The organism is Brevibacterium gallinarum (assembly GCF_014836885.1).
Classification (GTDB): domain Bacteria; phylum Actinomycetota; class Actinomycetes; order Actinomycetales; family Brevibacteriaceae; genus Brevibacterium; species Brevibacterium gallinarum.
Genome location: NZ_JACSPY010000001.1, coordinates 267,850 through 292,233 on the forward strand (window position 1 = coordinate 267,850; position 24,384 = coordinate 292,233).

Genomic DNA, 24,384 nt, shown 5'->3' on the forward strand with positions numbered 1-24,384 from the left:
CCGGTGGGGATCTGCGCAGTGAAACGTGGGCGCCGCTCGTGCCGACGCGGCACCTGTGGCGGCTACTGGCCCAATCCGGCGGAGATCGCGCTGATGTTGTGCTCGAACGCGCCGAGGTACGTGTCGGTCGGGGCGGAGTCTCCGAGGGTATCAGCGAATAGCTCGTCATCGGAGATCGCCGTCTTCCAGCCCTTCGAGTCGACCGCTTCCTGCAGGGCGGTGATCGCCTGCGGATTCTGCAGATTGTCAACGAAGATCGTCGGCACCTTCTTCTCTGAAATGAGGTTGGCGAGTTCGTTGATCTCAGCTGCCGACTTCTCGGCTTCGGATGAGACGAAATCGGTGGCATGGACTTCGAGATCGAAAGTGCGGCCGAAGTAGTTGAAGGCATCGTGGCCGGTCACGAGAATCCTCTTATCCTCGGGGATCGCGCCGAGCTTCTCCTTGCCTTCGGCGGTTGCATCTTCGATCGCCTTGGCGTAGTCCTCAGCGTTGGCGCGGTAGTCATCAGCGTTCTCGGTATCGATCTCGCCGATCTTCTCGGCTGCCGCGGTCACGGCCTCACCCCAGATCTGCGGGTCGTTCCAGATGTGGGGGTCGTGGAGGTCATTGCCGTCCTCGTCCTTCTCAGGCCAGGGCAGCAGCTTGTCCCGGCTGACGGCATCGCCGACGCTGATCTGCTTCTCACCGAGGCCGGAAAGCTGATCGATCATGTGCGCTTCAAGATGCAGGCCGTTCCACAGCACGACATCAGCCTGCTTCATCTTCTCCAGGTCCTGGGTGGAGGGCTGGTAGGTGTGCGGATCGCCGCCGGCCTTGACGAGGACTTCGACCTCAGCATTAGGGGCGATGTGCGTGGCTGCGTCGCCGAGGTAGCCGGTGGTTGCGAAGATCGAGAGCGGCTTGTCCTCGCCGGATCCGGTGCTGCTGCCGTCAGTCGCACAGCCGGACAGCGCCAGGACGCCGGCGCATGCTGCAGCGAGGACAGCAGTGGGAAATGATGCAAGCTTCACGGGAACTCCTTCGCGACGCAGCCGGGGACTCCGGCTGCACGGGATCTGACTCCAGCATCATAGGTAAGCCTTACCTGATGAACAACTCATCATTGGTGCAAATGAGCGAGTGGAGGCTGTCGAATCCGGAATCTGATAATCGCCAATGGCGTTGGGGCAAGGGATGCAGTGCGGAGGGTGTGTCCGCCCTCACGGCCTGTGTCATTTCCCACAGTCGACGGCGTGGTCGTCAAGGTCGATGATCTCGATGAGCAGTACGAGCTCGGCTTCATCTCCCGCGCCCCGCGCTGGGCGATGGCCTGACCCGGCCAGACATCGCGAATGAACTCTCCGCCGCTGCGTGGGATTCACCCCTGTCCATTCTGGACCGCTGTGCCAGTGCTTGACGGTTGCATCTGCTCGACTGAAAAATGCCACAAGTGTCTGAGACTGTTGGCGTGAAATCACTGAGCGCGACACCACACGGTGCTGGATCCGTCCATGAGGCGTGATGCCGACCGTTGCGCTCAGGAACGCACTGAGAACACAGGTACGTGATCACAATAAGGTAACGCCTTATGTGCGGTCGCAGATCCGCAGCTCTGATGCCGTATGATGAACACCGTTCACTTGCATCCCCAGAGCCGTGAAAAAGTCCCCAATGAAATATATATCCCGTACTATCGTTGCGGTTGTGTCATGCTTTTGCTGGCCGAAGTTTCCCTCGTCCCCGTGGCTGCGCACGCGCTACCCGAGGTGGCCGAACTGCGGAATACGGCTGAAGTAAGCGGGTGTCCAGTCATCGAAGAGTCGTTGGATGGATCACTTTGCATCTACAATCCGCAAGAGCCGGTTGATCGTATTACACAAGAGCAGGTTCCGGACGAGTGGATTTCTGCAGTTCCATCGGCGTCGGAAACGGCGAAGTATGTGGCGAGTGAGGTGGGTGGACCTCGTGGCGATGCGTCAGGTGTTCGCGATGCCATTGCAGGTTCAGGTGGTGTAGCGTCAGCAGGAAAATCGCCTTATCACTATCATTTTAACGTTGTGATCTGGAGAGATAGGTCAGGTTCCTCAGCTGAGGCTCGAGCTCACTTTCGAACTTTGAACAAGAATATGAAGAAGACGTTTCCCTTTAGGCGGTATGCCGCGCACGGTTAGAACTGGTGCCACGTACAAGCATCGGCCTGGCTCCAACCCAGTGAAGGTTACTGCTGTTGGGAAGGACTACTTTACTTTGCGATCGCTCCCGGGGCATGCCGAAGGGGCAGGTGAAAATGTTACGTTCAAAATCAAGTACACTAAGCCGAGCTATGTACTTTCAGCTAGTGCCAATGGTCCAGCTCGCGCTTGGCAGAAAAAGCCGATGCTCAAGTTCGGAAATAAACTATTTGCATACTCACTCTGGAGTAGCTTTGCTTGCAGAATTCGTAATGACGTGCCTAAGAGGCCATGTATCTAAATTATAGGTTTCGCCGTTAGAAAGAATTGGTGGTGGACATGAAGCATTTTTGCGTAATAATTGGTCTTGGTGCGCGGTGGCTGGCGGGGCCCTCTTGGGTGACTTGTTTGTTTACGGGAACCCGGTTTGGCCACTCATCGCTGTTGTGTCGACTCTGGTGCTGTATATTGTAATGCATCGTCGAGTCGATACTCCAGTCCTCACGCTACTCGTAGGTGCGGTTTTCTTCTTAGCGGTAAATATTTCAGCAATTCCCTTCTACTTTCGGCAGGTCATTTAGTCGTGTGAAATGGCTTGAGTGCACGGTTAGGGTGAGTCAGATAGTTGTCGCTCCTCTACCTGTTGTGAACAATAATTGAAAGGAGAAGTGAGCTTCGGTGGTGAAGCTGGGGTCGAGGCCATGTTCCTTGCCGCCGCACCGTGACTCGGATGTCCGTCGGTCGATGGGATAATGAACCCCATGACCACAGGTGCCGACACTTCTGCAGACGTTCCCTCTGATTCCGGCGACGACATCGTCGACAGTCCCGATTCAGCTGACATCGCCCAGGCGGCCGCCCACGGACGCGCATTCGACACCGCCCGGGCCCGTGCCAAGGAACTGGCGCTGGAGATCGAGGAGCACCGGGAGCGCTACTACGTCAAGGACGCCCCGACCGTCTCCGATGCCGAGTTCGACGCGCTCATGCGCGAACTCGAAGACATCGAAGACCGGTTCCCCGAACTCCGGGATCCCGACTCGCCGACCCAGCATGTCGGCGGCGGCGTCGACACTGAGCTGTTCGCCGAGGTCGTCCACGCCGAGCGCATGTACAGCCTCGACAACTCCTTCTCTCGCGAGGAGCTCGACGATTGGGCCGCCCGTGTGAACCGGGGACTGGGCCGCAAACCTGCCCGCTACCTGTGCGAGCTCAAGATCGACGGGCTGGCCGTCAACCTCACCTATGAGCACGGCCGGCTCGTCCGGGCCGCCACCCGCGGTGACGGGCACACCGGTGAGGACATCACCGCCAATGTGCGCACCATCGCCGATATCCCGGCCCGGCTCGCCGGCACCGGGCACCCGGCACGCGTCGACATCCGCGGAGAGGTGTTCATCCCCGTCGAAGCGTTCAGGCAGCTCAACGAATCCCTCGTCGAGGCCGGCAAGAACCCGTTCGCCAACCCACGCAACTCCGCAGCCGGTTCGCTGCGGCAGAAGGACCCGCAGGTCACTGCGCAGCGCCCGCTGCACATGCTCGTCCACGGCATCGCCGCCTGGCAGCCCGAAGACGGCGGTGAGGGCACCGAGGCCTCGAGCCAGTCGGAGGTCTACGCCCAGCTGGAGACGTGGGGCCTGCCGACCAGCGAGTACTTCCGGGTCGTGAAGACGATGGACGAGGTGCACGACTACATCGACTTCTATGGCGAGCACCGCCACGATGTGCTGCACGAGATCGACGGTGTCGTCGTCAAGGTCGACGAGCTCGACGAGCAGTACGAACTCGGCTTCACCTCCCGTGCCCCGCGCTGGGCGATGGCCTTCAAATACCCGCCGGAGGAGGTGACGACGACGCTGCTCGACATCCGCGTCAACGTCGGCCGCACCGGCCGGGTCACCCCGTACGCGGTGATGGAGCCGGTGCTCGTCGCCGGCTCAACGGTCGAGAAGGCCACCCTGCACAACGCCCACGAGGTCAGACGCAAGGGTGTGCTCATCGGCGACACCGTCGTGCTGCGCAAGGCCGGCGACGTCATCCCCGAGATCCTCGGACCGGTCACCGCCGCCCGCACCGGCGACGAGCACGCCTTCGTCATGCCCACCCACTGCCCGGACTGCGGCACTGAGCTCTATGAGCAGAAGGAGGGCGACAAGGACCTGCGCTGCCCCAACAGCCGTAGCTGTCCCTCGCAGGTCGCTAACCGTGTGGAGTTCGCAGGGTCCAGGTCAGCATTCGATATTGAAGCTCTGGGTGAAGAGAGCGCGATTGCATTGGCAGCTCCCGAAAAGAACCGCGAAGAAGCCCTCGCCGCTCTAGACGAAGGGCACGCGATTTTTATGCCTCTTACCGAGCCAGCTGATGGCGAGCGCCCGGAACTCGTGTACGTCAAACAAGATGAGGAACAGAAGGGCGGAGGAACTCCACAGCTTCGGGTCGAGTCACGGCAGAGCTCACTGATTCCAGATCCGCAGACGCCGGTTATCGACACAGGTGCAAATCTATTCGACCTGACCGCAGACCAGCTGCGCGATATTCACGTGTGGCAACCGGTTCGGCGACGCAATGAGGCCGGAGAGAGCGAGCCAACAGGTGACTGGCGGTACGAGTCGTACTTCTGGAACCGTCCGCAGCTTCATTTCTACAAGCGGGAACAGGAATGGCGGGTTAAGCCTAAGGGTGAACCTCGTCCGCGGAAAAACACCGAATCGCTCATGAGCGAGTTGGAGAAGGCGAAAGACCGCCCTTTGTGGAGTGTGCTCGTAGCGCTGTCTATTCGACATGTTGGCCCGATTGCGGCACGTGCTCTCGCAAATCACTTCCGGTCGATGGACAAGATCCGCGCCGCCTCGGTCGAGGAGCTCTCCGAGATCGACGGCGTCGGCCCGGTCATCGCCGAATCCTTACACGACTGGTTCGCCGTCGACTGGCATGCCGCGATCGTCGATCAGTGGGCAGCTGCCGGGGTGCGGATGGAGGACGAGGCGCCGGAGGACTCCGGGCGCCCGCAGACCCTGGCCGGGCTCACGATCGTCGCGACCGGCTCACTAGACAACTACACCCGCGATTCGATCAAGGAGACGATCATCGCCGCCGGCGGCAAAGCAGCCGGTTCGGTGTCGAAGAAGACCGACTACGTCATCGCCGGGGAGAACGCCGGTTCGAAGCTGACGAAGGCCGAGGATCTCGGCGTGCCGGTGCTCGATGAGGAGGCGTTCGAGAAGCTGCTGGCCGCCGGGCCCGAGGCGGTGGCCGACTGACCGGCCCAGCCGATCTAGACTGCGGACATGAACGATACCCCTCGAGCCCAGGCTCACGTGTCCGGCAGCTCCTCGTCCAGTGAGTCCGGCAGTCCTCAACGCAGCAACAGCGGCGGTCCGCGGTCCCACACAGCCCGCACCGAGCAGCCGAGCGAAACGCTGCCGCCGGCTGAGGCACGAGCCTTCGCCAGCCGGCTGAGCGCCTTCATGGAGACGGTGGAACGCGCCGCCGAGGCAGAGAAGACGAATGCTTCTTCCTTCCGGACGCTGCTGAGCGAGCACCTCGGCAGCCCGGCGGAGAACTTCGAAGCTGTGACGAAGCGCTTCCCCGTATGGCGCTATGCCGACTTGGACATCGCCGTTGAAGCGGTGCTCGGCTCGGAGCGGATCGTCCACGGCGTCAACAGCGATGAGAGCACCTATGACTTCACCGAGCTCATCGCCAACCGCTACGACAGCTTCCGGCCCGGGGCCGTCCAGTACGATTCGGAGCCGGTCGGGCCCCAGCAGCACCGGCGCGTCGCTGCCGAGGCGGTCTCCCTCTTCACCCGCGAGGGTGAGCCGATGGCGCTGCTCCAGCATCGCTCGGGCGACTACGGTGTGCCGGTGGCGCATGTCTCAGTGCTCGCCGGTGATCACCGCAGCGCCGATGCGCTGCTGCGCGAACTCGCTGAGACGATGAATGCCCGTTCGGCGCTGCGCGGGCAGGTCGTGACCTTCGGCGGGGGAGTCTTCGACGAAAGCGGCCAAGCGGTGCGCTTCCATTCGCGTCCGCACATCGCAGCCGACGAAGTGATCCTGCCAGCCGACTCGCTGGCGCGCATCCGCCGGCATGTGCTCGGCATATCCGAGATGTCGGCACAGCTGCAGGCGGCCGGCCAGCATCTCAAACGCGGCGTGCTGCTCTACGGCCCGCCGGGCACCGGAAAAACGCACACGGTGCGCTATCTCACAGGCTTGAGCACCGCCGCCACTGTCATCATGCTCGCCGGGGAGAGCCTGTCCTCGATCAGCCTCGCTGCTGAGACCGCCCGCGCCCTGCAGCCGGCGATCGTCGTACTCGAAGACTGCGATCTCGTAGCCGAATCCCGCGATTATTCCGAAGGCTCCCGTCCGCTGCTCTTCGACGTCCTCGATGCCCTCGACGGGCTCGCCGGTGACGCCGATGTCGCCTTCATCCTCACCACCAACCGCGCCGAAGCCCTCGAAGAGGCGCTCATCCAGCGCCCCGGGCGCATCGACCTGGCCGTCGAGATCCCGCTGCCGGACACCGCAGCACGCTGTGAGCTGTTCGCACTCTACGCACAGCATCTCGGCTTTCGGCCGGAGACTCTCACCGCGGCTGCGGAGCGCTCAGCCGGGGTGACCGCATCGTTCGTCAAGGAAGCCGTGCGTCGGGCAGTCGTGTTCGCCGCACAGGCCGGGCGCACCGTTGCCGATGCCGACCTGCTCGCCGCTGTCACCGAGCTGCGCTCAGACGCCGAACACCTGACGGCCTCGCTCTTGGCCTCCGCCGGTGAGGCAGGCGACGAGGAGGACGGCGGCATCGGCTTCATCGACGCGGATACACTGCCCGGTGCTGAGGACTGAGACCGCTGGCTCACAGGCCTGCCCGCTTCACGCGCCAGGCGACTCAGCATCGTCCCAGCGGAGATGTAGCCGGCAGCCAAACAGATCTGCCACACTGCCGCCATGTGGAACATCGCGCGCCTGGCCATCAGCACCTTCATCGTCTCCGGTCTCATCGTCGGCGCAGGTCACCTCACCCGTCTCATCGACAGCCACACCCTGCCCGAAGCCCCGGCGATCGCAGTCGAAGAGACGGCAGACGGTGTCGACGAGAGCGGCGGGATCCGCGGTTCCGCCGCTGCCGAGGCGGCGGGCACTGCCGCACCGGACGCCGCCTACCTGCCCACCGCCTCGGGCACGGAGAACCGGCCCAGCCGGCGCAATGAGGATGACGATGACACCCCGCCAGCTGATGGCCTGCGCCCGCCCGGCTCGGCGCACTCCGGCCCGGCTGCCGAATCCGCCGATGACCGCGTGCGAGCACTGGCGGCGGATCTCAGCCGTGCTGTGGCGAACGGCCATGCGACTCCGACAGCGGCCGAGCGCTTCCTCGCTGAGGTCTCCGGCTATATCCGCGCCGGCGCTCACACCTGAACCAGCCCGCTAGACTCGTCTGTGACACCCTCCGGCAGCTCTTCGCCTGCAGCGCAGAATGCCGGAGTCAGCGGCCGCATGCGCGGCTGCTGATACCGCCATCGACCGCATACACAGAAGGGGTGACGATGTCGCAGACATCCGCGATCACCGCCGCTGAGGTCAGCCACCTGGCCGACCTCGCCCGGATCGCCCTGACCGATGAGGAGCAGGCCGCACTCACCGGCGACCTCAACGCCATTCTCTCCAGCGTGGCCGCCGTCCAGGAGGTCGCCACCGACGAGGTGCCGGCCACCAGCCACCCGATTGCGCTGAGCAACGTCATGCGCCCGGATACCGTCGGTGAGACGCTCACCGCCGACGAGGCGCTCTCCGGCGCCCCGGCCAGCGAAGACGGCAAGTTCCTCGTCCCGCAGATCCTCGGGGAGGACTGATGGCCGATCTCACGCGTCTGAACGCGCTCGAACTCGCCGCCGGGATGCGCTCCGGTGAGTACACCTCGACCGAGGTCACCCAGGCCCACCTCGACCGGATCTCCGCCGTTGAGGACACCATCGGATCCTTCATCACCGTCACCGCCGATGCCGCCCTGGCCACCGCTGCCGACGTCGACCGGCGGCGCGCCGCCGGTGAGACCCTGCACCCGCTGGCCGGTGTGCCGGTTGCGCACAAGGACCTCATCGTCACCGAGGGGGTGGCCACGACGGCCGCCTCGAAGATGCTCGAAGGCTGGGTGCCGCCGTACTCGGGCACCGTCTACCGCCGCACCCAGGAAGCGGGCATGCCGCTGCTGGGCAAGACGAACCTCGATGAGTTCGCCATGGGCGCCACCACCGAGAACTCCGCCTTCGGCGCGACCGCCAACCCGTGGAACACCGCGAAGGTCCCCGGCGGCTCCTCCGGCGGCGCCGCAGCAGCGCTGGCCGCCTACCAGGCGCCGCTGTCCGTCGGCACCGACACCGGCGGTTCGGTCCGCCAGCCGGCCGCCTTCACCGGCACCGTCGGCGTCAAGCCGACCTACGGCTCGATCTCCCGCTACGGGGTCATCGCGATGGCCTCCAGCCTCGACCAGGTCGGCCCGATGGGCCGCACGGTGGCCGACGCTGCAGCCCTGCACGAGGTGCTCGCCGGCCACGACCCGCACGACTCGACCTCCCTGCGCGACCAGGCGGCCGGCTTCCTCGCCGCAGCCGAGGCCGGGGCTGTTTCCGGCAGCCTGGCCGGCAAGCGCCTGGGCGTCATCCGCCAGCTCACCGGCGAGGGCGTCGAGCCCGGCGTGCAGGCCGCCTTCGACGCCGCGCTCGCGATCGCCGAGGCCGCTGGTGCCGAGATCGTCGACATCGACTGCCCGAGCTTCTCGTACGCCGTTGAGGCCTACTACCTCATCATGCCCTCGGAGGTGTCCTCGAACCTCGCCCGCTACGACGGCATGCGCTACGGTCTGCGGGTCGAGCCCGAAGAGGGCCCGATCACCGCTGAGACCGTCATGGCCGCCACGCGGGCTGCCGGGTTCGGCGCGGAGGTCAAGCGCCGCGTCATCCTCGGCACCTACGCGCTCTCAGCCGGCTACTACGACGCCTACTACGGTTCGGCACAGAAGGTCCGCACGCTGGTCCAGCGCGACTTCGCCCAGGCCTTCGAGGCTGCCGATGTGCTCGTCTCGCCGACTGCCCCGACGACGGCCTTCGACCTGGGCGCGGCCCAGGAGATGGACCCGATGTCGCTGTACCTCGGCGATGTCGCGACGATCCCGGCCAACCTCGCCGGTGTGCCGGGCATGAGCGTGCCGGCCGGTGTGGCCGACGGGCTGCCGGTGGGCTTCCAGCTGCTCGCCCCGGCCCGTGAGGACGTGCGCCTGTATGAGATCGGCGCCGGCATCGAGGCTGCCGTCAACGAGACTCGCGGGGCTGGCGTGCTCGCCGCCGCGCCGGAACTGTGAGGACGTGAGATGAAGTACGAAGACGCGATCAGGAAGTACGACCCGGTGCTCGGCATCGAGGTCCACGTCGAGCTCGGCACCGCCACGAAGATGTTCGACGCCGCCCCCAACAGCTTCGGAGTCGGCGCGAACGAGAACGTCACCCCGGTGTCGCTCGGCCTGCCCGGTGCGCTGCCGGTGGTGAACGAGACCGCGGTCGAATACGCGATCAAGATCGGCCTGGCGCTCGGCTGCGACATCGCCGAATCCTGCCGGTTCGCCCGGAAGAACTACTTCTACCCGGACCTGGCGAAGAACTTCCAGACCTCCCAGTACGACGAGCCGATCGCCTTCGACGGCTCCCTGGAGGTCGAGCTCGAAGACGGTGAGCTCATCACCGTCGACATCGAGCGCGCCCACATGGAGGAGGACGCCGGCAAGAACACCCACGTCGGCGGTTCCGGCCGCATCCACGGCGCGGAGTACTCGCTGGTCGACTACAACCGTGCTGGTGTGCCGCTCGTCGAGATCGTCACCCGCCCGATCACCGGAACCGGGGAGCGCGCTCCCGAGGTAGCAGCCGCCTATGTGCGCACCCTGCGCGACATCTTCCGTGCCCTCGGCGTGTCGGAGGCCCGGATGGAGCAGGGCAATGTGCGTGCCGACATCAACGTCTCGCTGCGCGAATCGCCCGATGCACCGCTGGGCACCCGCACGGAGACGAAGAACGTCAACTCCTTCCGCTCGATCGAGCGGGCTGTGCGCTACGAGATCGCCCGCCAGGCCACTGTGCTCGAAGCCGGTGAGCAGGTGCTGCAGGAGACCCGCCACTTCCATGAGGAGACCGGCGAGACGTCCTCGGGCCGGGTGAAGTCCGATTCGGATGACTACCGCTACTTCCCGGAGCCGGACCTCGTGCCGGTCGAGCCGTCGCGCGAATGGGTCGAGCAGCTGCGCGCCGAGCTGCCGGAGCTGCCGGCCGCCAAGCGTCGCCGCCTGCTCGAAGCGTGGGGCTTCTCCGAACTGGAGATGCGCGATGTCATCAACGCAGGTCTGCTCGACGTCATCGAGCAGACGGTCGCTGCCGGTGCCGAACCGGCCGCGGCCCGCAAGTGGTGGACCGGTGAGATCGCCCGCGTGGCAAAGCAGGAGGACGCCGAGGTCACCACTCTCGTCACTCCGGCTCGCGTCGCTGAGCTGGCAGGCCTGGTCAAGGCCGGCAAGCTCAACGACAAGCTCGCCCGCAAGGTCCTTGCCGGCGTCATCGACGGCAAGGGCAGCCCGACCGAGGTCATGGAGGCTGAGGGACTGGAGATCGTCCAGGACGACGGCGCACTCGAAGCCGCCGTTGATGAGGCGATCGCCGCGAACCCGGATGTCGTCGAGAAGATCAAGGGCGGCAAGATGCAGGCGATCGGCGCCCTCATGGGCCCGATCATGAAGGCCACCCGCGGCCAGGCCGATGCCGGCAAGGCCCGCGAGATGATCATGGACAAGATCAACAGCTGACCCGCCCAGTCCTCAGGCTGATGCGGCTCATGCGCCCGCAGCGGACTTTGGTTCGCTGCGGGCGCAGTCGCATCCGCACCGCTTCGGAAACGGCGCTGGCCAGCCCCGGTTCGGGTCAGACCTGGTCCCGGCCAGCCTTGGTCCCGGCCGGCTCCGGTCTCGGCCAGCCCTGGTCCCGGTCAGCGATCTCCGGCAGGCTGCGCCGCCTCGGGAACGGCACTGGCCAGCCGGTGGGGTTCTCCACAGAATCTGCACTTCCACGACTGCGAATCCGCATACCCGCCGTGGGATACTGAACTCAATCGCAGACCCGCAGGCGCAATGCTCTGCCAGGTTCCAGGAGGCAGACATGGCCACGCACACCCCGGATCACCCTCCGCACGATGCGGACTTCTCGTTCGAAGCGGTGCCGCGTGAGAGCCGACGCGGATTCTGGCGCGTCGGGTTCATCATGCTCGGCTTCACCTTCTTCTCCGCCTCCATGACCGTCGGCGCCGGACTCGGCAACGGCCTGGACTTCTCCGGATTCATCTGGGCCGTCCTCATCGGCGGGCTCATCCTCGGCGCCTACACCGGTGCTCTCGGCTACATCGGCGCTCACACCGGCGAGGGACTCGACCTGCTCGCCCAGCGCGCGTTCGGACGCTACGGCTCCTACGTCCCGTCTGCGCTCATCGCCTTCACCCAGATGGGCTGGTTCGGCGTCGGCGTGGCGATGCTGGCCCACCCCACCGGCGAACTGCTCGGCACCGGGCCGTGGCCGATCGTCATCGTCGCCGGTGCGCTTATGACGCTCTCGGCCTACATCGGCATCCGCGCCCTGGAGGTCGTCAGCTTCGTCTCCGTTCCCCTCATCGCGATCCTGGGCACCTGGTCGATGGTGAGCGCGGCCCGCGAGGGCGGCGGGCTGGAGACGATCTTCGGGCATTCGACCGGGATGCCGATCGTCGCAGCCGTCGGCATGGTCATCGGCTCGTTCATCTCCGGTGGCACGGCCACCCCGAACTTCACGCGGTTCTCCCGCTCGTCGACCGGTGCTGTCATCACGACGGTCATCGCATTCCTGCTCGGCAACACCCTGATGTTCAGCTTCGGTGCAGTCGGCGGGGCATTCACCGGTAAGGACGACATCTTCTACGTCATGATCGCCCAGGGCCTCATGATCCCGGCCATCATCGTGCTCGGCGCCAACATCTGGACGACGAACAACAACGCGCTGTACACCACCGGCCTGGGCTTTGCCAACATCACCCGGATTCGCAAAGGGCCGCTCGTCCTCGTCGCAGGCGCACTCGGCACGCTGACCGCGCTGTGGCTGTACGACAACTTCATCGGCTGGCTCAGCTTCCTCAACGCCACGCTGCCGCCGATCGGCGCGATCATCGTCGTCGACTACTTCTGGCGCTCGCGGCGACCCGACGTGCGCCGCCTGCCGCCGGTTCCGTTCGCATGGGGTGCGGTCATCGGCGTCATCGCCGGTGGACTGACCGGCTGGTTCCTGCCCTGGGGCATCAACTCCATCAACGCCATGATCGTCGGTGTCATCTGCTATCTCATCGGCGCCGCCCTCCAGAAGACCTCCGCTCGCTCAGACGGCCGATCTGGCCGAGGTGCTGATCCTGCTGAGTTCGATGGCCAGCGCTGAGCCGCGCGCACTGAAGAAGGAGACTGAATGACGCTCATCACCAACCTGCGCATCGAAAATGCCGATGAGACCAGCGATGTGCGCATCGCAGACGGGCTCTTCGCAGCAATCGACGAACACCTCGAACCTCAGCCCGGTGAGGAGGTCATCGACGCGGCCGGCCGCCTCGGGCTCCCGCCGTTCATCGAATCGCATGTGCACCTCGACTCTGCTCTCACCTCAGGCCAGCCGCGCTGGAACGCCTCGGGAACTCTGTTCGAAGGCATCGAAGTGTGGAGCGAGCGCAAGCAGTCGCTGACCTCCGATGATGTGAAGAAGCGCGTCAACGCCGCTGTGCGACAGCAAGCGGGATTCGGCATCCAGTACGTGCGCACGCACGTCGACGTAACCGACCCCGACCTCACCGCCCTGCACGCACTGCTGGAGCTGCGCGAAGAACTCAAGGGCAGCGTCACACTGCAGATCGTGGCGTTCCCGCAGGAGGGCATCCAGTCTTTCCCCGACGGCGAGGGCCTCATGCGCAGGGCAGCCGAACTCGGAGTCGACGCGATCGGGGCGATCCCGCACTTCGAGTTCACTCGGGAGTACTCCGTCGAGTCGCTCAACTTCGCCTGCCGGCTGGCTGATGAGTTCGGGCTGCTCGTCGATGTGCACTGCGACGAGATCGACGATGAGGCATCCCGCGGTCTCGAAACACTCGCGACACGAGCTCTGGAGATGGGCCTCAAGGACAGAGTCACCGCAAGCCACACGACAGCGATGCACTCGTACAACAACGCCTACTTCGTCCGGCTGCTGCGCCTGCTGAAGAATAGCGGCATCAACTTTGTCTCCAATCCGCTCGTCAACACCCATCTGCAGGCCCGCACCGATACCTATCCCAAACGGCGCGGCGTCACCCGGGTCAAAGAGCTCACCGAGGCTGGCATCAACGTCAGCTTCGGGCAAGATGACATCGTCGACCCGTGGAACCCTCTCGGAACAGGCAACCTTCGCGACGTCGTCTTCAACGGTCTCCACGTCACCCAGATGATGGGCAAGCAGCAGATCGATGACAGTTACCGCTTCATCACCCACAATGCGGCTCGCACCCTGCACCTGTCCGAGGATGAGTACGGATTCGCTGTCGGGCGGCCAGCGAACTTCATCATTCTCGACGCCGCCAACTGGTATGAGGCGCTGAGCTTCGCTGCACCCGTCCTCGCGTCATTCCGCGCCGGACGACAGATCGTCGCACGGGAGCCTGCGCGTACCGAGATCCTGTTCTGAGCCGCCGGTAGCGTTCAGAGAAGCCTCAGACCGGCGGCGTACACTGGCGGCAACCTCGCCCGCCTGCTCACCGGAGGAGTGCAGATGGCCACGATCTCGTGGAAGTCCCTGTGGGAGCGCAGCTGTGCCGGCACGCTGCCGACCTACCGGATCCTCGTACCCGATTCCGTCTCCGAGAACGTCCGCAATGTCTGGCGCGCACGCAGCTATCGCGTCGACGCCACCGAGCCGGGCACCCAGCTCGTCACCGCCGGGATGTCACGCAACCTCATCCGCTCGCGGGTGAAGTTCGCAGCCGCCACCACCGCTGGCGCGATCGCGACGGGAATCGCGGCTCTGCCGACCGTGCTCATCAGCGTCTTCGACTCCGTGCCTGAAGGCGGCGTCATCACCACCGGCATCATCGGAACGATCTCCGCTGCCGGGGCAGGCTACACCGGCTGGAAGTACCGCAAGGACCCGCGCCGGCTCGACCGCAAGGCCAAGGAATCCGCCAGTGCCGCTGAGTGGATCACGCCCGAGCGCCTCGGCTGGGTACCGGGACTGACGAAGGGCCAGGACACCGATGAGCAGCGGCTGTTCCACCTGACTGTCGTGACCGCGCAGAAGATCGCCCGGACGCGTGCATGGACGCATCCGATCATGCAGGACCACGTCTCCCGCGTCGATCTCGATCATGCGGTCGCCTCGATCGGACGACGCCTCGTCGAACTCGTCGAGATCCGCGCTGAGCTTGAACAGATGCGCCAGACCAACATCAACGCAGGCGGCGGCACGCCTGCCGACCCGTCGACCGACAAGCAGATCGTCGCCTACCTGCGACAGCTCACGCGCGCGTTCTCGTCCATGGTCGACCGGGTGCTGGCACTCAACGCCTACTATGAGCGGCTGCGCAAGCTCGATCAGCAGCTGCTCATGCTCGACCAGACCGAACGCTCACGCGAGATCGGTTCGCGCGTGCTCGACGTCATCTCCCGTACCGCCGATGACGAGAATGCCGACTGGCGTCTGCAGGAGCTCAACATCGAGGCCGAGGCACACGCCGAGTCGATCAACGAGCTGCTGCGCGAACTCACCGTCACCGCTGAGGGCTTCGACGATCTCGACGAACTGGACTCGAAGATCGCCCGCGCGCAGAAGCAGGTCGACGAACAGCTCGGCCTGAACCGGGCAGGGGAGCAGCTCGGTCAGAACCGCGAGCAGCGCCACCTGTCCTGACCGGCGACTGAGCAGTTCGTGTTGACTCGACGAGCGTCGATTCTGCACGAAATGCACACATTCCGGCCTGACAACGTGCTTCTCGTGAGGAATCGAGATGTCTCGATTCGACACGAAACGCACATCGGGCCAGCGCGGGTCAGCATCCGCGGTTCAGCTCAGTGCCCGAACGGATCCTCGTCGGTGCCCGGCAGCCAGGACAGACCCGGTTCGTTGTAGCCGAACTCGCGCTGGGCTCGCTTCCACTTCTTCGACCACTTCTTATCGAGCCGGTCGACGTACAGGGTGCCCTGCAGGTGGTCGTACTCGTGCTGCATGATCCGGGCGAACCAGCCCTCGACCGTCAGCGACACCGGCTCACCGGTGCCGTCGACCCCGTTGATCGTGACCTTGTGGGCACGCTTGAGCGGGAAGTCCAGCGCAGGCACCGACAGGCAGCCTTCTGATTCGTCCTCGATGCTCGGCCGGCCGTCGGGGATCTTCGAGGCGACGAGGATCGGGTTGACGAACACGCCGCGGCGGCGCACGCCGGCGACTTCATCATCGGCGTCGTAGACGAAGATCTGCTTGCCCACCCCGATCTGCGGGGCGGCCAGGCCGACCCCGTTCGAGGCGGCCAGGGTCTCGAACATGTCATCGATGAGCTCGGCGAGCTCAGCATCGAAGGACTCGATCTTCTCGGCTTTGCGGTGCAGCACCGGCTCACCGTAGACGACGATGGGATGAATGGTCATGACACCTGAGTCTAGCGCCCGGTCTGAACCGGATCCCGCCCGCACAGACGTGATCTGCGTCCGCGCCCCGGACAGGATTACCGGTTGTTCACCTGGCGGAATAAGCTGATGGCAGATGTGGTTGAGCGCAGTAGTACTGCCTCCCGCAGTCAATCAGCAGCTGAAGCCATTGGCTGGTGTGTGAGCGAAGAGCTCAGCGCTTGCAGCTGTCCTGCTCTTCGCTGTCGACGTAATCCTCTCTGCTGAGTCGAGCCGCGGCTCAGCCCAGACGTGCGAATCGAAAGGACACGCCCGTGAACATCTATTCCAATATTTCTGAGCTGGTCGGACGGACCCCGCTTGTACGACTCAATCAGGCCAGCGAGCGCAGCGGCGCGGAAATCGTTGGAAAGCTCGAGTTCTACAACCCGGCGAACTCGGTCAAGGACCGCATCGGCGTCGCGATGATCGACGCGGCTGAGAAGTCCGGCGAGCTGCGCCCCGGTGGCACGATCGTCGAAGGCACCAGCGGCAACACCGGAATCGCACTGGCCATGGTCGGCGCGGCCCGCGGATACAAGGTCATCCTCACGATGCCCGAATCGATGTCGAAGGAACGCCGCGCGCTGCTGCGCGCCTTCGGTGCCGAACTCGTCCTCACCCCGAAGGAAGAGGGCATGAAGGGCGCAGTCGCCAAGGCCGAGGAGCTCGGCAAGCAGGACAACACCGTGCTCGCCCGCCAGTTCGACAACCCGGCCAACCCGCAGATCCACCGCGAGACCACCGCCGAGGAGATCCTCGCCGACACCGACGGCCAGGTCGATGCCTTCATCGCCGGCATCGGCACCGGCGGCACCATCACCGGCGTGGGCGAGGTGCTGCGCAAGCACAACCCGGATGTCACGATCGCCGCCGTCGAACCGGCCGCCTCGCCGCTGCTGAGCGAGGGCACCGCCGGTCCGCACAAGATCCAGGGCATCGGCGCGAACTTCGTGCCCACCGTGCTCGACACCGAGATCTACGACGAGGTCTTCGCCATCGACGATGACGAGGCGATGGAGAAGGCCCGCCAGGTCGCCCGCGAAGAGGGCATCCTCGTCGGCATCTCCTCCGGTGCCGCCGTCGCGGCCGCCGAGAAGCTCGGCTCGCGTCCGGAGTTCGCTGGCAAGCGCATCGTCGTCATCATCCCCAGCTTCGGTGAGCGCTACCTGTCGACCCCGCTCTACGCGGACTACATGGACTGATCGGCACATGTCAGCACTGCGACGACTCGCTCTCGGTGCGGCGGCCGCCTCGGCCGCCGCGCTCGGAGCCGCCTATGCCAGCAATCCTGCATTCCGCCAGACCCTGCGCGAGGATCTCGACACCGCCAAGCGCCGTGACCCGGCTGCCCGCAACGACCTCGTCACGCTCATCAGCTACCCGGGCCTGCACGCCATCTGGGCCCACCGCGGCATCCACAAGCTGTGGCAGCACGAAGCCGGCAAAGTCCCGGCTCGCCTGCTGTCGCAGGCCGTCCGCACGCTCACCGGTGTGGAGATCCACCCCGGGGCGACGATCGGGCGGCGCTTCTTCATCGACCACGCCAACGGCGTCGTCATCGGCGAGACCGCCGAGATCGGCGACGACGTCATGCTCTATCACCAGGTCACCCTCGGCGGGGCGACGATGGAGCAGGTCAAGCGCCACCCGACGATCGGCGACAACGTCATGATCGGTGCCGGCGCGAAGATCATCGGCCCGGTCACCGTCGGTGCCGGCTCCTCGGTCGGGGCCAACGCCGTCGTCGTCAAGGACGTTCCTGCCGACTCGACGGCCGTCGGCATCCCCGCCAAGGTCCGCCAGCCCGGCAGCGGCCGGCAGGCCAACGAGTGGAAGCTCGAAGACCCCGCCCTGTGGATCTGACCGGCGGCCCTGACCAGCACCGTCCCCTCTGATCGCACGTCACCTGTGGGCCGGCTCACGCCCGGTGGCCTGAGCCGGCTCACAGGAACGGCGGACTACACTCGCGACCATGAGCGCACATGACCGGGTGACACCTGCCCATTCCGTGGTGATCGCACTCGCCGTCCTGTGCGCTCTGGCGTATTCGACCTGGGTGATCCTGCCGCAGATCGACCCGGAGCTCAGCATCGTCAGAGCCTTCGTCTCCGAGTACGCCGCCGACGGCCGGCCCGGTGCCGGCCTCATGCGCACCGGCGATGCGATCGCCGGGGCCTTCATGGTCGCCATCGCAGTCCTCGTCGCGGTACCGGGCCCGAGGTGGGTGCGGCTGATGCTGCCCGGTGGCCTCATGCTCGCCGGAGCCTCGACGATCGGCGATGCGATGCTGCCGATGGAATGCACCCCCAGCCTCGACGCCGCCTGCCTGGCCGCCGAGAAGAACAACACCGTCGGGCTGGCCCACCAGCTGCACTCGGTGACCAGCAGCCTCGTCGGCATCGGCATCGGGGCAGCCGTCATCGCCTCGATCATCATCTGGCGCCGGCGCGCCATCGCCGTGACCCTGGCCGCCGGCGTGCTGCTGAGCCTGGCGCTCAGCGCCTTCAACGGTGTCGCCGGCGAGCCGCTGGCCCTGGGCATCGTGCAGCGGATCTCACTGGCGATGGTGAGCCTGTGGCTCATCGTCTTCACCATCACCCCGCACCCCGGGCTGCACCGCCTCCGCACCCAGCGCTCGCCGCAGGCAGCCACCTCATGACCTGGCGCCAGCACGTCGACCGGGTGCCGATCCTAAAGCGGCCCACCCGCATCCTCGACATCGGCACCGGACCGCTCGTCATCTGCGTCTCCGGAGTCGCCTCGACCCTGACCGACTGGCTACTGCTGGCCACCGAACTCTCCAGCGATCACCGGGTCATCGTCTACGACCGGCCCGGCTACGCACCCGACGACCGGATCCGCGCCCGGCCGATCCACCTGAGAGATGAAGCCGCCCGGGTGCATGCGATCATCGACTGGGCGCGCTCGACTCAGCCGCCCGGCGCCTCCACCGACGTCACCCTCGTTGGCCATTCGATGGGCGCCTATGTGTGCGAGGCCGCCGCCCGCCTCGCTCCCGGCCGCATCGACGCCGTCGTCGCCTTAGACGGCTCGACCCTGTCCGAGGCCGGTGATGACGAGCGGCTCAGTCACGACCGCCGTTCCAGCCTGCTCGCCCCGGTCATCCGCTCGAAACCGGTCATCGCCGCCTGGCACATCCTCGGCTCCTTCGCCATGTGGGTCGGGGTGCGCGGACGGGCTGAGATCTGGCGCCGGTTTCCCGGCACGGCAGCCGAGTTCCGCGCCCACTCCGTGCTGACCGCCACCGTACGCGAGCTCCTCGACTTCGACCGGCTCGCCGATGAACTCGCCACTCTGCGTGCCAGCCACCGCCACGCCCCCGGCCTGCGCGCCGGGGTCTACCCGGCAGCCTCGTCCTGGCCGAGCCAGGACCCCGGCCTGGCCGAACGGCTGCGCACCTGGCGGCTGGGGCTGTGGGATGAGCAGGCCTGGATCGACGCCGTGCTCACCGAAGCCCGCACCACCTCAGAGGAGATCGACATCGACTTCTCCGTCATCAGCCCCTCCGGCCACTTCGTCATGATCGACCAGCCGGCAGCCGTTGCCCACCGGGTGCGGCAGATCACCGGAACCTGACCCGGCTACGGGAATAACCGCCTCGGGCACGGTGTTAGACTTCATGTGATTGAAACATCAACTACCTTGCGTGTGAGGAGCAGCAGTGGAAATCGGCATCTTCTCGATCGGTGACGTCACCCCGGACCCGCACACCGGCCAGGCGCCGAGCGAGCACCAGCGGATCATGAACATCATCGAGCTCGCCACCACCGCCGAACAGGCCGGCCTCGACACCTTCGCCATCGGCGAGCACCACAACCCGCCCTTCGTCGCACCCGGCACCCCGCCGGTGCTGCTGGCCAACCTCGCCGCCCGCACCCAGACGCTGCGGCTGTCGACGGCGACCTCGCTCATCACCACCAACGACCCGGTCCACATGGCCGAGGACTACGCGATGGCCCAGCACCTGTCGAACGGCCGGCTGAGCCTCATGATGGGCCGCGGCAACACCGGGCCGGTCTATCCGTGGTTCGGCAAGGACATCCGGCAGGGCATCCCGCTGGCCATCGAGAACTACCACCTGCTCCACCGCCTGTGGCGGGAGAAGAACATCTCCTGGCAGGGGAAGTTCCGCACCCCGCTGGAGGGCTACACCGTCACCCCGTTCCCGCTCAACGACGTGCCGCCGTTCGTGTGGCACGGCTCGATCCGCTCCCCGGAGATCGCCGAGCAGGCCGCCTACTACGGCGACGGGTTCTTCCACAACAACATCTTCTGGAATGCCGAGCACACCGCCCGGATGATCGCCCTGTACCGGCAGCGCTACGCCCACTACGGCCACGGGACCGCCGAGCAGGCCTTCGTCGGCCTCGGCGGGCAGGTGTTCATGGACCACAATTCCCAGGACGCCGTGAAGTTCTTCCGCCCGTACTTCGACAACGCCCCGGTCTACGGCCACGGCCCGTCCCTGGAGGATTTCACCGCCCAGACTCCGCTGACCGTCGGCTCCCCGCAGCAGGTCATCGAACGTTATCTCGGCATGCGCGAATGGGCAGGGGACTTCCAGCGGCTGCTCTTCCTCGTCGACCACGCCGGCCTGCCCCATGATGTCGTGCTGCGCCAGGTCGAGATCCTCGGCACCGAGGTCGCCCCGGTCATCCGCCGCGAGATGGACGCCGCCCGGCCTGCCGACGTGCCCGACTCTCCGACGCATGAGTGGCTCGTCGAACGCCGCAAGGCCGGCCAGGATCCCGTGCCCGGAGGAGTGAAGGAGGATGCTGATGCCTGAGATCGTCACTGTCGCCACCGGCCTGAGTGAGGATTCGGCGACTCTGCGTCTGGCCCGCCGGCTCGCTTCGGCCACCGCCGAGGCGGTCGAGACCGGATCTGCCGGGCCCGAGGTTGTGGTCACCGAGATCAACCTGCGCACCCTGGCCCGCGAACTGGCCGGCATGGCCGTCTCCGGGCTGGCCGCACCAGCCTTGGAGGAGGCGTTCGCCGCCGTCCAGCGGGCCGAAGCGCTCATCACCGTCGCCCCGGTCTACAACGGCCAGCCGATCGGGCTGCACACGCTGTTCTTCCAGCTCATCGACGATGCCGCACTCGCAGGCACCCCGGTGCTCATCGGCACCACCGGTGGCACCGCCCGCCACTCCCTTGCAGCTGAGACGAGCCTGCGGCCGCTGCTGTCCTACCTCAAGGGGATCCTCGTGCCCACGAGCGTCTTCGCCGCCACCGACGATTGGGGTGCCGACACCTCGGGCATGGGCACCGGCAGTCCACTGGCCGCGCGGATCACCGCCGCTGGAGCCGAGCTCGCAGCGTTCATGGGGACGCGCCTGGCAGCACGAACAGGGGAGCAGTCGCCAGGGGAGCAGCTGGCGGCTGAGCAGCAGGCAGGGCAGACGATCCCGGCACCGAACCGGGCCGTCGATGAGCTCGACCCGGAGGCCATCACCCCGTTCGCGCAGCTGCTTCACAGCTGAACCGGCAGACACCCTGCTGCGGGAAACACCCTGCCGCGGCGGTGGGGCAGATGACACAATGGGCGTATGAGCACGCAAGACGCCATGAGCGCCCAGAGCATCCGCACGATCGCCTTTCCCGACTCCGACCTGCGCAACCGGGTCATCGCCCGGATCCCCGCTCATCAGCGGGCCAATGTCGACCTCGTCGTGTACTCGGCGGAGGAGAAGTCCGACAAGACCAGCCCCGATGATGTCGACGTCCTCATCCTGCCCTACACCGACGCCGAGCCGACGATCGAGATGATCCCGCAGCTGGAGAACCTCAAGACCGTGCTGCTGCAGACCACCGGCTACGACCCGGTCGCCCACCTGACCGGCGACTACACCATCGCCACCGCCTCGGGCGTGCACACTGGAGGCACCGCCGAACTCGCAGTCGCCCTGGTGCTCGCCAAGCTGCGCGGCATCGACGCGGCCGCCCGGGACATGGTCTCCCGCACCTGGAACCACCGGCGCCGCCGCTCCCTGCAGGACCGCCGGGTGCTCGTTCTCGGCGTCGGGGAGATCGGCGATGCGATCGCCGCCCGGCTGGAGCCCTTCGACGTCGAGCTCACCCGTGTCGCCTCCCGTGCCCGCGAAGACGACCGCGGCACCGTCCACGGGCCGGAGGATCTGCCGAAGCTGCTGCCGCACGCCGAGGTCGTCATCCTCATCACCCCGCTGACCGATGCGACCCACCACCTGGTCGACAAGGAGTTCCTCGCCCAGCTGCCGGACAACGCACTCGTCGTCAACGTCGCCCGCGGCCCGGTCGTCGACACCGATGCGCTCGTCGAGGAGCTGCGCTCCGGGCGCCTGCAGGCCGCCCTCGACGTCGTCGACCCGGAGCCGCTGCCGGAGAACCACCCGCTGTGGGGCACCCCGAACACGCTGCTGACCCCGCACATCGGCGGAGACACGACCGCCTTCGAACCGCGCATCGTGCAGATGCTCACCGAGCAGGTCCGCCGCATCAACGACGGGCAGAAACCGCTCAACATCGTGAGCTGACCTGCGCGTCTGCCCACCACACGCTCCGTGCCCGAGGCGAGTCCCGCCTCGGGCACGGATGTGTCCTGAGCAAATGGGCACGGAAGTCTTGCCCAAAGCCTGAGGCGACCGGCGCCTCGAGCCCGGATCCCGCAGGATTCCAGGCGGTGTGTCCGTCATGTGGGGCGCCCGGTGGCGGAATCGAGGCGGCGACCTACACTGCCCTCATGAGCACAGTGAACGAGGAATCAGCAGTGGAGAACACCCAGCCCGGCAGCGTCGCCGACGGTGTCGACATCAAGCCCCGCTCCCGCGACGTCACCGACGGCCTCGAGCGCGCCGCCGCCCGTGGCATGCTGCGCGCGGTCGGCATGGGCGATGACGACTGGGCCAAGCCGCAGATCGGCGTGGCCTCGTCATGGAACGAGATCACCCCGTGCAACCTGACCCTGGAAAAGCTCGCCGGCTTCGCCAAGGAAGGCGTGCACAATGCAGGCGGCTACCCGCTGGAGTTCGGCACCATCTCCGTCTCCGACGGCATCTCGATGGGCCATGAGGGCATGCACTACTCGCTCGTCTCCCGCGAGGTCATCACCGACTCGGTCGAGACCGTCATGTCCGCCGAGCGCCTCGACGGCTCGGTGCTGCTGGCCGGCTGCGACAAGTCGATCCCCGGCATGCTCATGGGTGCCGCCCGCCTCGGCCTCTCGAGCGTGTTCCTCTACAACGGCTCGATCATGCCCGGCACCGCGAAGCTCTCCGACGGCACCGAACGCGAAGTCACCCTCATCGACGCCTTCGAAGCCGTCGGCGCCTGCCGCGCCGGCAAGATGACCGAAGCCGATGTCGACGCCATCGAACGCGCCGTCTGCCCCGGTGAGGGCGCCTGCGGCGGCATGTATACCGCCAACACGATGGCCTCAGCCGCCGAGGCGATGGGCATGTCCCTGCCCGGTTCGGCCGCCCCGCCGGCCATCCACCGCAACCGCACCCTCTTCGCCCGCGAATCCGGCACCGCCGTGGTCAACCTGCTGCGGCAGGGCATCACCACCCGCGACATCATCACCCGCGAATCGCTGCTCAACGCGATCGCTGTCACGATGGCCTTCGGCGGCTCGACCAACGCCGTGCTGCACCTTATGGCCATCGCCCACGAGGCGAAGGTCGACCTGAGCCTCGATGACTTCAACCGCATCGGCGACAAGGTCCCGCACCTGGGCAACGTCAAGCCCTTCGGCGAATACGTCATGAACGACGTGTTCAAGATCGGCGGCGTGCCGGTGATCATGAAGGCCCTGCTCGACGCCGGACTGCTCTACGGCGACTGCATGACAGTCACCGGCAAGACGGTCGCTGAGAACCTCGCCAAGATCAACCCGCCGGACCCCGACGGCAAGATCCTGCGCGCGCTGAACAACCCGATCCACGCCACCGGCGGGCTGACCGTGCTCAAGGGATCGCTGGCCCCGGAGCGCGCGGTCGTGAAGTCCGCCGGCTTCGACGCCGACGTCTTCGAAGGCACCGCCCGCGTCTTCGACCGCGAACAGCCGGCCATGGACGCTGTCCTGAACGGTGAGCTGAAGAAGGGTGACGTCGTCATCATCCGCTACGAAGGCCCCAAGGGCGGGCCGGGCATGCGCGAGATGCTCGCCATCACCGGCGCGATCAAGGGTGCTGGCATCGGCAAGGACGTCCTGCTCATCACCGACGGCCGGTTCTCCGGCGGCTCGACCGGCCTGTGCATCGGCCACGTCGCGCCCGAGGCTGTCGACGGCGGGCCGATCGCCTTCGTCGAAGACGGCGACAAGATCACCGTCGACATCGCCGCCCGCAGCATCGACCTCCACGTCGACGAGGAGGAGATGGCGCGCCGCCGCGAGAACTGGCAGATGCCCGAGAACCCGCGCCTGCACGGCGTGCTCGGCAAGTACGCCAAGCTCGTGCAGTCGGCCTCGGTCGGCGCCGTGACCACCTGATCT

General features: G+C 66.1%; 21 protein-coding genes. 19 read left to right on the forward strand and 2 right to left on the reverse strand.

Annotation, left to right across the window (positions count from 1 at the left end; genetic code table 11):
• Positions 1 to 62: 62 nt before the first annotated feature.
• A complete protein-coding gene (locus H9634_RS01420) occupies positions 63 to 1,013 on the reverse strand; it encodes a metal ABC transporter solute-binding protein, Zn/Mn family (RefSeq protein ID WP_318244962.1) in 951 nt (316 codons plus the stop codon).
• Positions 1,014 to 1,211: 198 nt separating this feature from the next.
• On the opposite strand from H9634_RS01420, the gene H9634_RS14830 reads away from it, so the two are divergent.
• The 11 genes from H9634_RS14830 to H9634_RS01470 all read left to right on the forward strand — a co-directional run bounded on the left by H9634_RS14830 (position 1,212) and on the right by H9634_RS01470 (position 15,135).
• Positions 1,212 to 1,316: a hypothetical protein gene (locus H9634_RS14830; protein ID WP_318244963.1), complete on the forward strand. Its 105-nt coding sequence runs from the start codon at positions 1,212 to 1,214 to the stop codon at positions 1,314 to 1,316.
• A gap of 288 nt (positions 1,317 to 1,604) precedes the next feature.
• Positions 1,605 to 2,153 carry a hypothetical protein gene (locus H9634_RS14395; protein WP_225210449.1) on the forward strand — a complete coding sequence of 183 codons (549 nt, stop codon included), beginning with the start codon at positions 1,605 to 1,607 and terminating at the stop codon, positions 2,151 to 2,153.
• Positions 2,154 to 2,914: 761 nt separating this feature from the next.
• Positions 2,915 to 5,413 carry an NAD-dependent DNA ligase LigA gene (gene ligA, locus H9634_RS01430; RefSeq protein ID WP_191725041.1) on the forward strand — a complete coding sequence of 833 codons (2,499 nt, stop codon included), beginning with the start codon at positions 2,915 to 2,917 and terminating at the stop codon, positions 5,411 to 5,413.
• 27 nt (positions 5,414 to 5,440) lie between these two features.
• Entirely contained in the window at positions 5,441 to 7,003 is a 1,563-nt protein-coding gene (locus H9634_RS01435) for an AAA family ATPase (protein ID WP_225210450.1), read from the forward strand.
• Positions 7,004 to 7,105: 102 nt separating this feature from the next.
• Complete coding sequence (locus tag H9634_RS01440) at positions 7,106 to 7,576, forward strand: hypothetical protein (RefSeq protein ID WP_191725042.1); 471 nt, start codon at positions 7,106 to 7,108, stop codon at positions 7,574 to 7,576.
• A gap of 128 nt (positions 7,577 to 7,704) precedes the next feature.
• The gene (gene gatC, locus H9634_RS01445) at positions 7,705 to 8,010 is read left to right on the forward strand and encodes an Asp-tRNA(Asn)/Glu-tRNA(Gln) amidotransferase subunit GatC (protein ID WP_175292958.1); all 306 of its coding nucleotides are present in this window, start codon (positions 7,705 to 7,707) and stop codon (positions 8,008 to 8,010) included.
• Entirely contained in the window at positions 8,010 to 9,515 is a 1,506-nt protein-coding gene (gene gatA / locus H9634_RS01450) for an Asp-tRNA(Asn)/Glu-tRNA(Gln) amidotransferase subunit GatA (protein WP_191725043.1), read from the forward strand. The genes gatC and gatA overlap by 1 nt, the downstream gene beginning before the upstream one ends.
• A gap of 9 nt (positions 9,516 to 9,524) precedes the next feature.
• Complete coding sequence (gene gatB, locus H9634_RS01455) at positions 9,525 to 11,003, forward strand: Asp-tRNA(Asn)/Glu-tRNA(Gln) amidotransferase subunit GatB (protein ID WP_191725044.1); 1,479 nt, start codon at positions 9,525 to 9,527, stop codon at positions 11,001 to 11,003.
• Between the two features lie 349 nt (positions 11,004 to 11,352).
• Positions 11,353 to 12,648: a cytosine permease gene (gene codB / locus H9634_RS01460; RefSeq protein ID WP_191725045.1), complete on the forward strand. Its 1,296-nt coding sequence runs from the start codon at positions 11,353 to 11,355 to the stop codon at positions 12,646 to 12,648.
• A gap of 27 nt (positions 12,649 to 12,675) precedes the next feature.
• Entirely contained in the window at positions 12,676 to 13,917 is a 1,242-nt protein-coding gene (gene codA / locus H9634_RS01465) for a cytosine deaminase (protein WP_191725046.1), read from the forward strand.
• An 84-nt stretch (positions 13,918 to 14,001) separates the two neighbouring features.
• Positions 14,002 to 15,135, forward strand: a complete 1,134-nt coding sequence (locus tag H9634_RS01470) for a hypothetical protein (RefSeq protein WP_191725047.1) — start codon at positions 14,002 to 14,004, stop codon at positions 15,133 to 15,135.
• A 158-nt stretch (positions 15,136 to 15,293) separates the two neighbouring features.
• Here H9634_RS01470 and def read toward each other — a convergent pair whose 3' ends face one another.
• Positions 15,294 to 15,869 (reverse strand): peptide deformylase, encoded by a 576-nt coding sequence (gene def / locus H9634_RS01475; RefSeq protein WP_191725048.1) that lies wholly within the window; start codon positions 15,867 to 15,869, stop codon positions 15,294 to 15,296.
• Between the two features lie 293 nt (positions 15,870 to 16,162).
• Between def and cysK the strand changes: the two genes are divergently transcribed.
• From cysK to ilvD, 8 genes are all read left to right on the forward strand, one after another.
• On the forward strand, positions 16,163 to 17,092 hold the full coding sequence (gene cysK, locus H9634_RS01480) for a cysteine synthase A (protein ID WP_191725049.1): 930 nt from the start codon (positions 16,163 to 16,165) through the stop codon (positions 17,090 to 17,092).
• A 7-nt stretch (positions 17,093 to 17,099) separates the two neighbouring features.
• Positions 17,100 to 17,753 (forward strand): serine O-acetyltransferase EpsC, encoded by a 654-nt coding sequence (gene epsC / locus H9634_RS01485; protein ID WP_191725050.1) that lies wholly within the window; start codon positions 17,100 to 17,102, stop codon positions 17,751 to 17,753.
• A 109-nt stretch (positions 17,754 to 17,862) separates the two neighbouring features.
• Positions 17,863 to 18,549: a DUF998 domain-containing protein gene (locus H9634_RS01490; RefSeq protein ID WP_191725051.1), complete on the forward strand. Its 687-nt coding sequence runs from the start codon at positions 17,863 to 17,865 to the stop codon at positions 18,547 to 18,549.
• Complete coding sequence (locus tag H9634_RS01495; protein WP_191725052.1) at positions 18,546 to 19,487, forward strand: alpha/beta hydrolase; 942 nt, start codon at positions 18,546 to 18,548, stop codon at positions 19,485 to 19,487. Before H9634_RS01490 ends, H9634_RS01495 begins: the two co-directional genes overlap by 4 nt.
• Before the next feature lie 85 nt (positions 19,488 to 19,572).
• A complete protein-coding gene (locus H9634_RS01500) occupies positions 19,573 to 20,697 on the forward strand; it encodes a CE1758 family FMN-dependent luciferase-like monooxygenase (RefSeq protein WP_191725053.1) in 1,125 nt (374 codons plus the stop codon).
• Complete coding sequence (locus H9634_RS01505) at positions 20,690 to 21,394, forward strand: CE1759 family FMN reductase (RefSeq protein ID WP_191725054.1); 705 nt, start codon at positions 20,690 to 20,692, stop codon at positions 21,392 to 21,394. Before H9634_RS01500 ends, H9634_RS01505 begins: the two co-directional genes overlap by 8 nt.
• A gap of 66 nt (positions 21,395 to 21,460) precedes the next feature.
• A complete protein-coding gene (locus tag H9634_RS01510; protein WP_225210451.1) occupies positions 21,461 to 22,426 on the forward strand; it encodes a 2-hydroxyacid dehydrogenase in 966 nt (321 codons plus the stop codon).
• Positions 22,427 to 22,632: 206 nt separating this feature from the next.
• Positions 22,633 to 24,381 carry a dihydroxy-acid dehydratase gene (gene ilvD, locus H9634_RS01515; RefSeq protein WP_225210452.1) on the forward strand — a complete coding sequence of 583 codons (1,749 nt, stop codon included), beginning with the start codon at positions 22,633 to 22,635 and terminating at the stop codon, positions 24,379 to 24,381.
• Positions 24,382 to 24,384 lie beyond the last annotated feature (3 nt).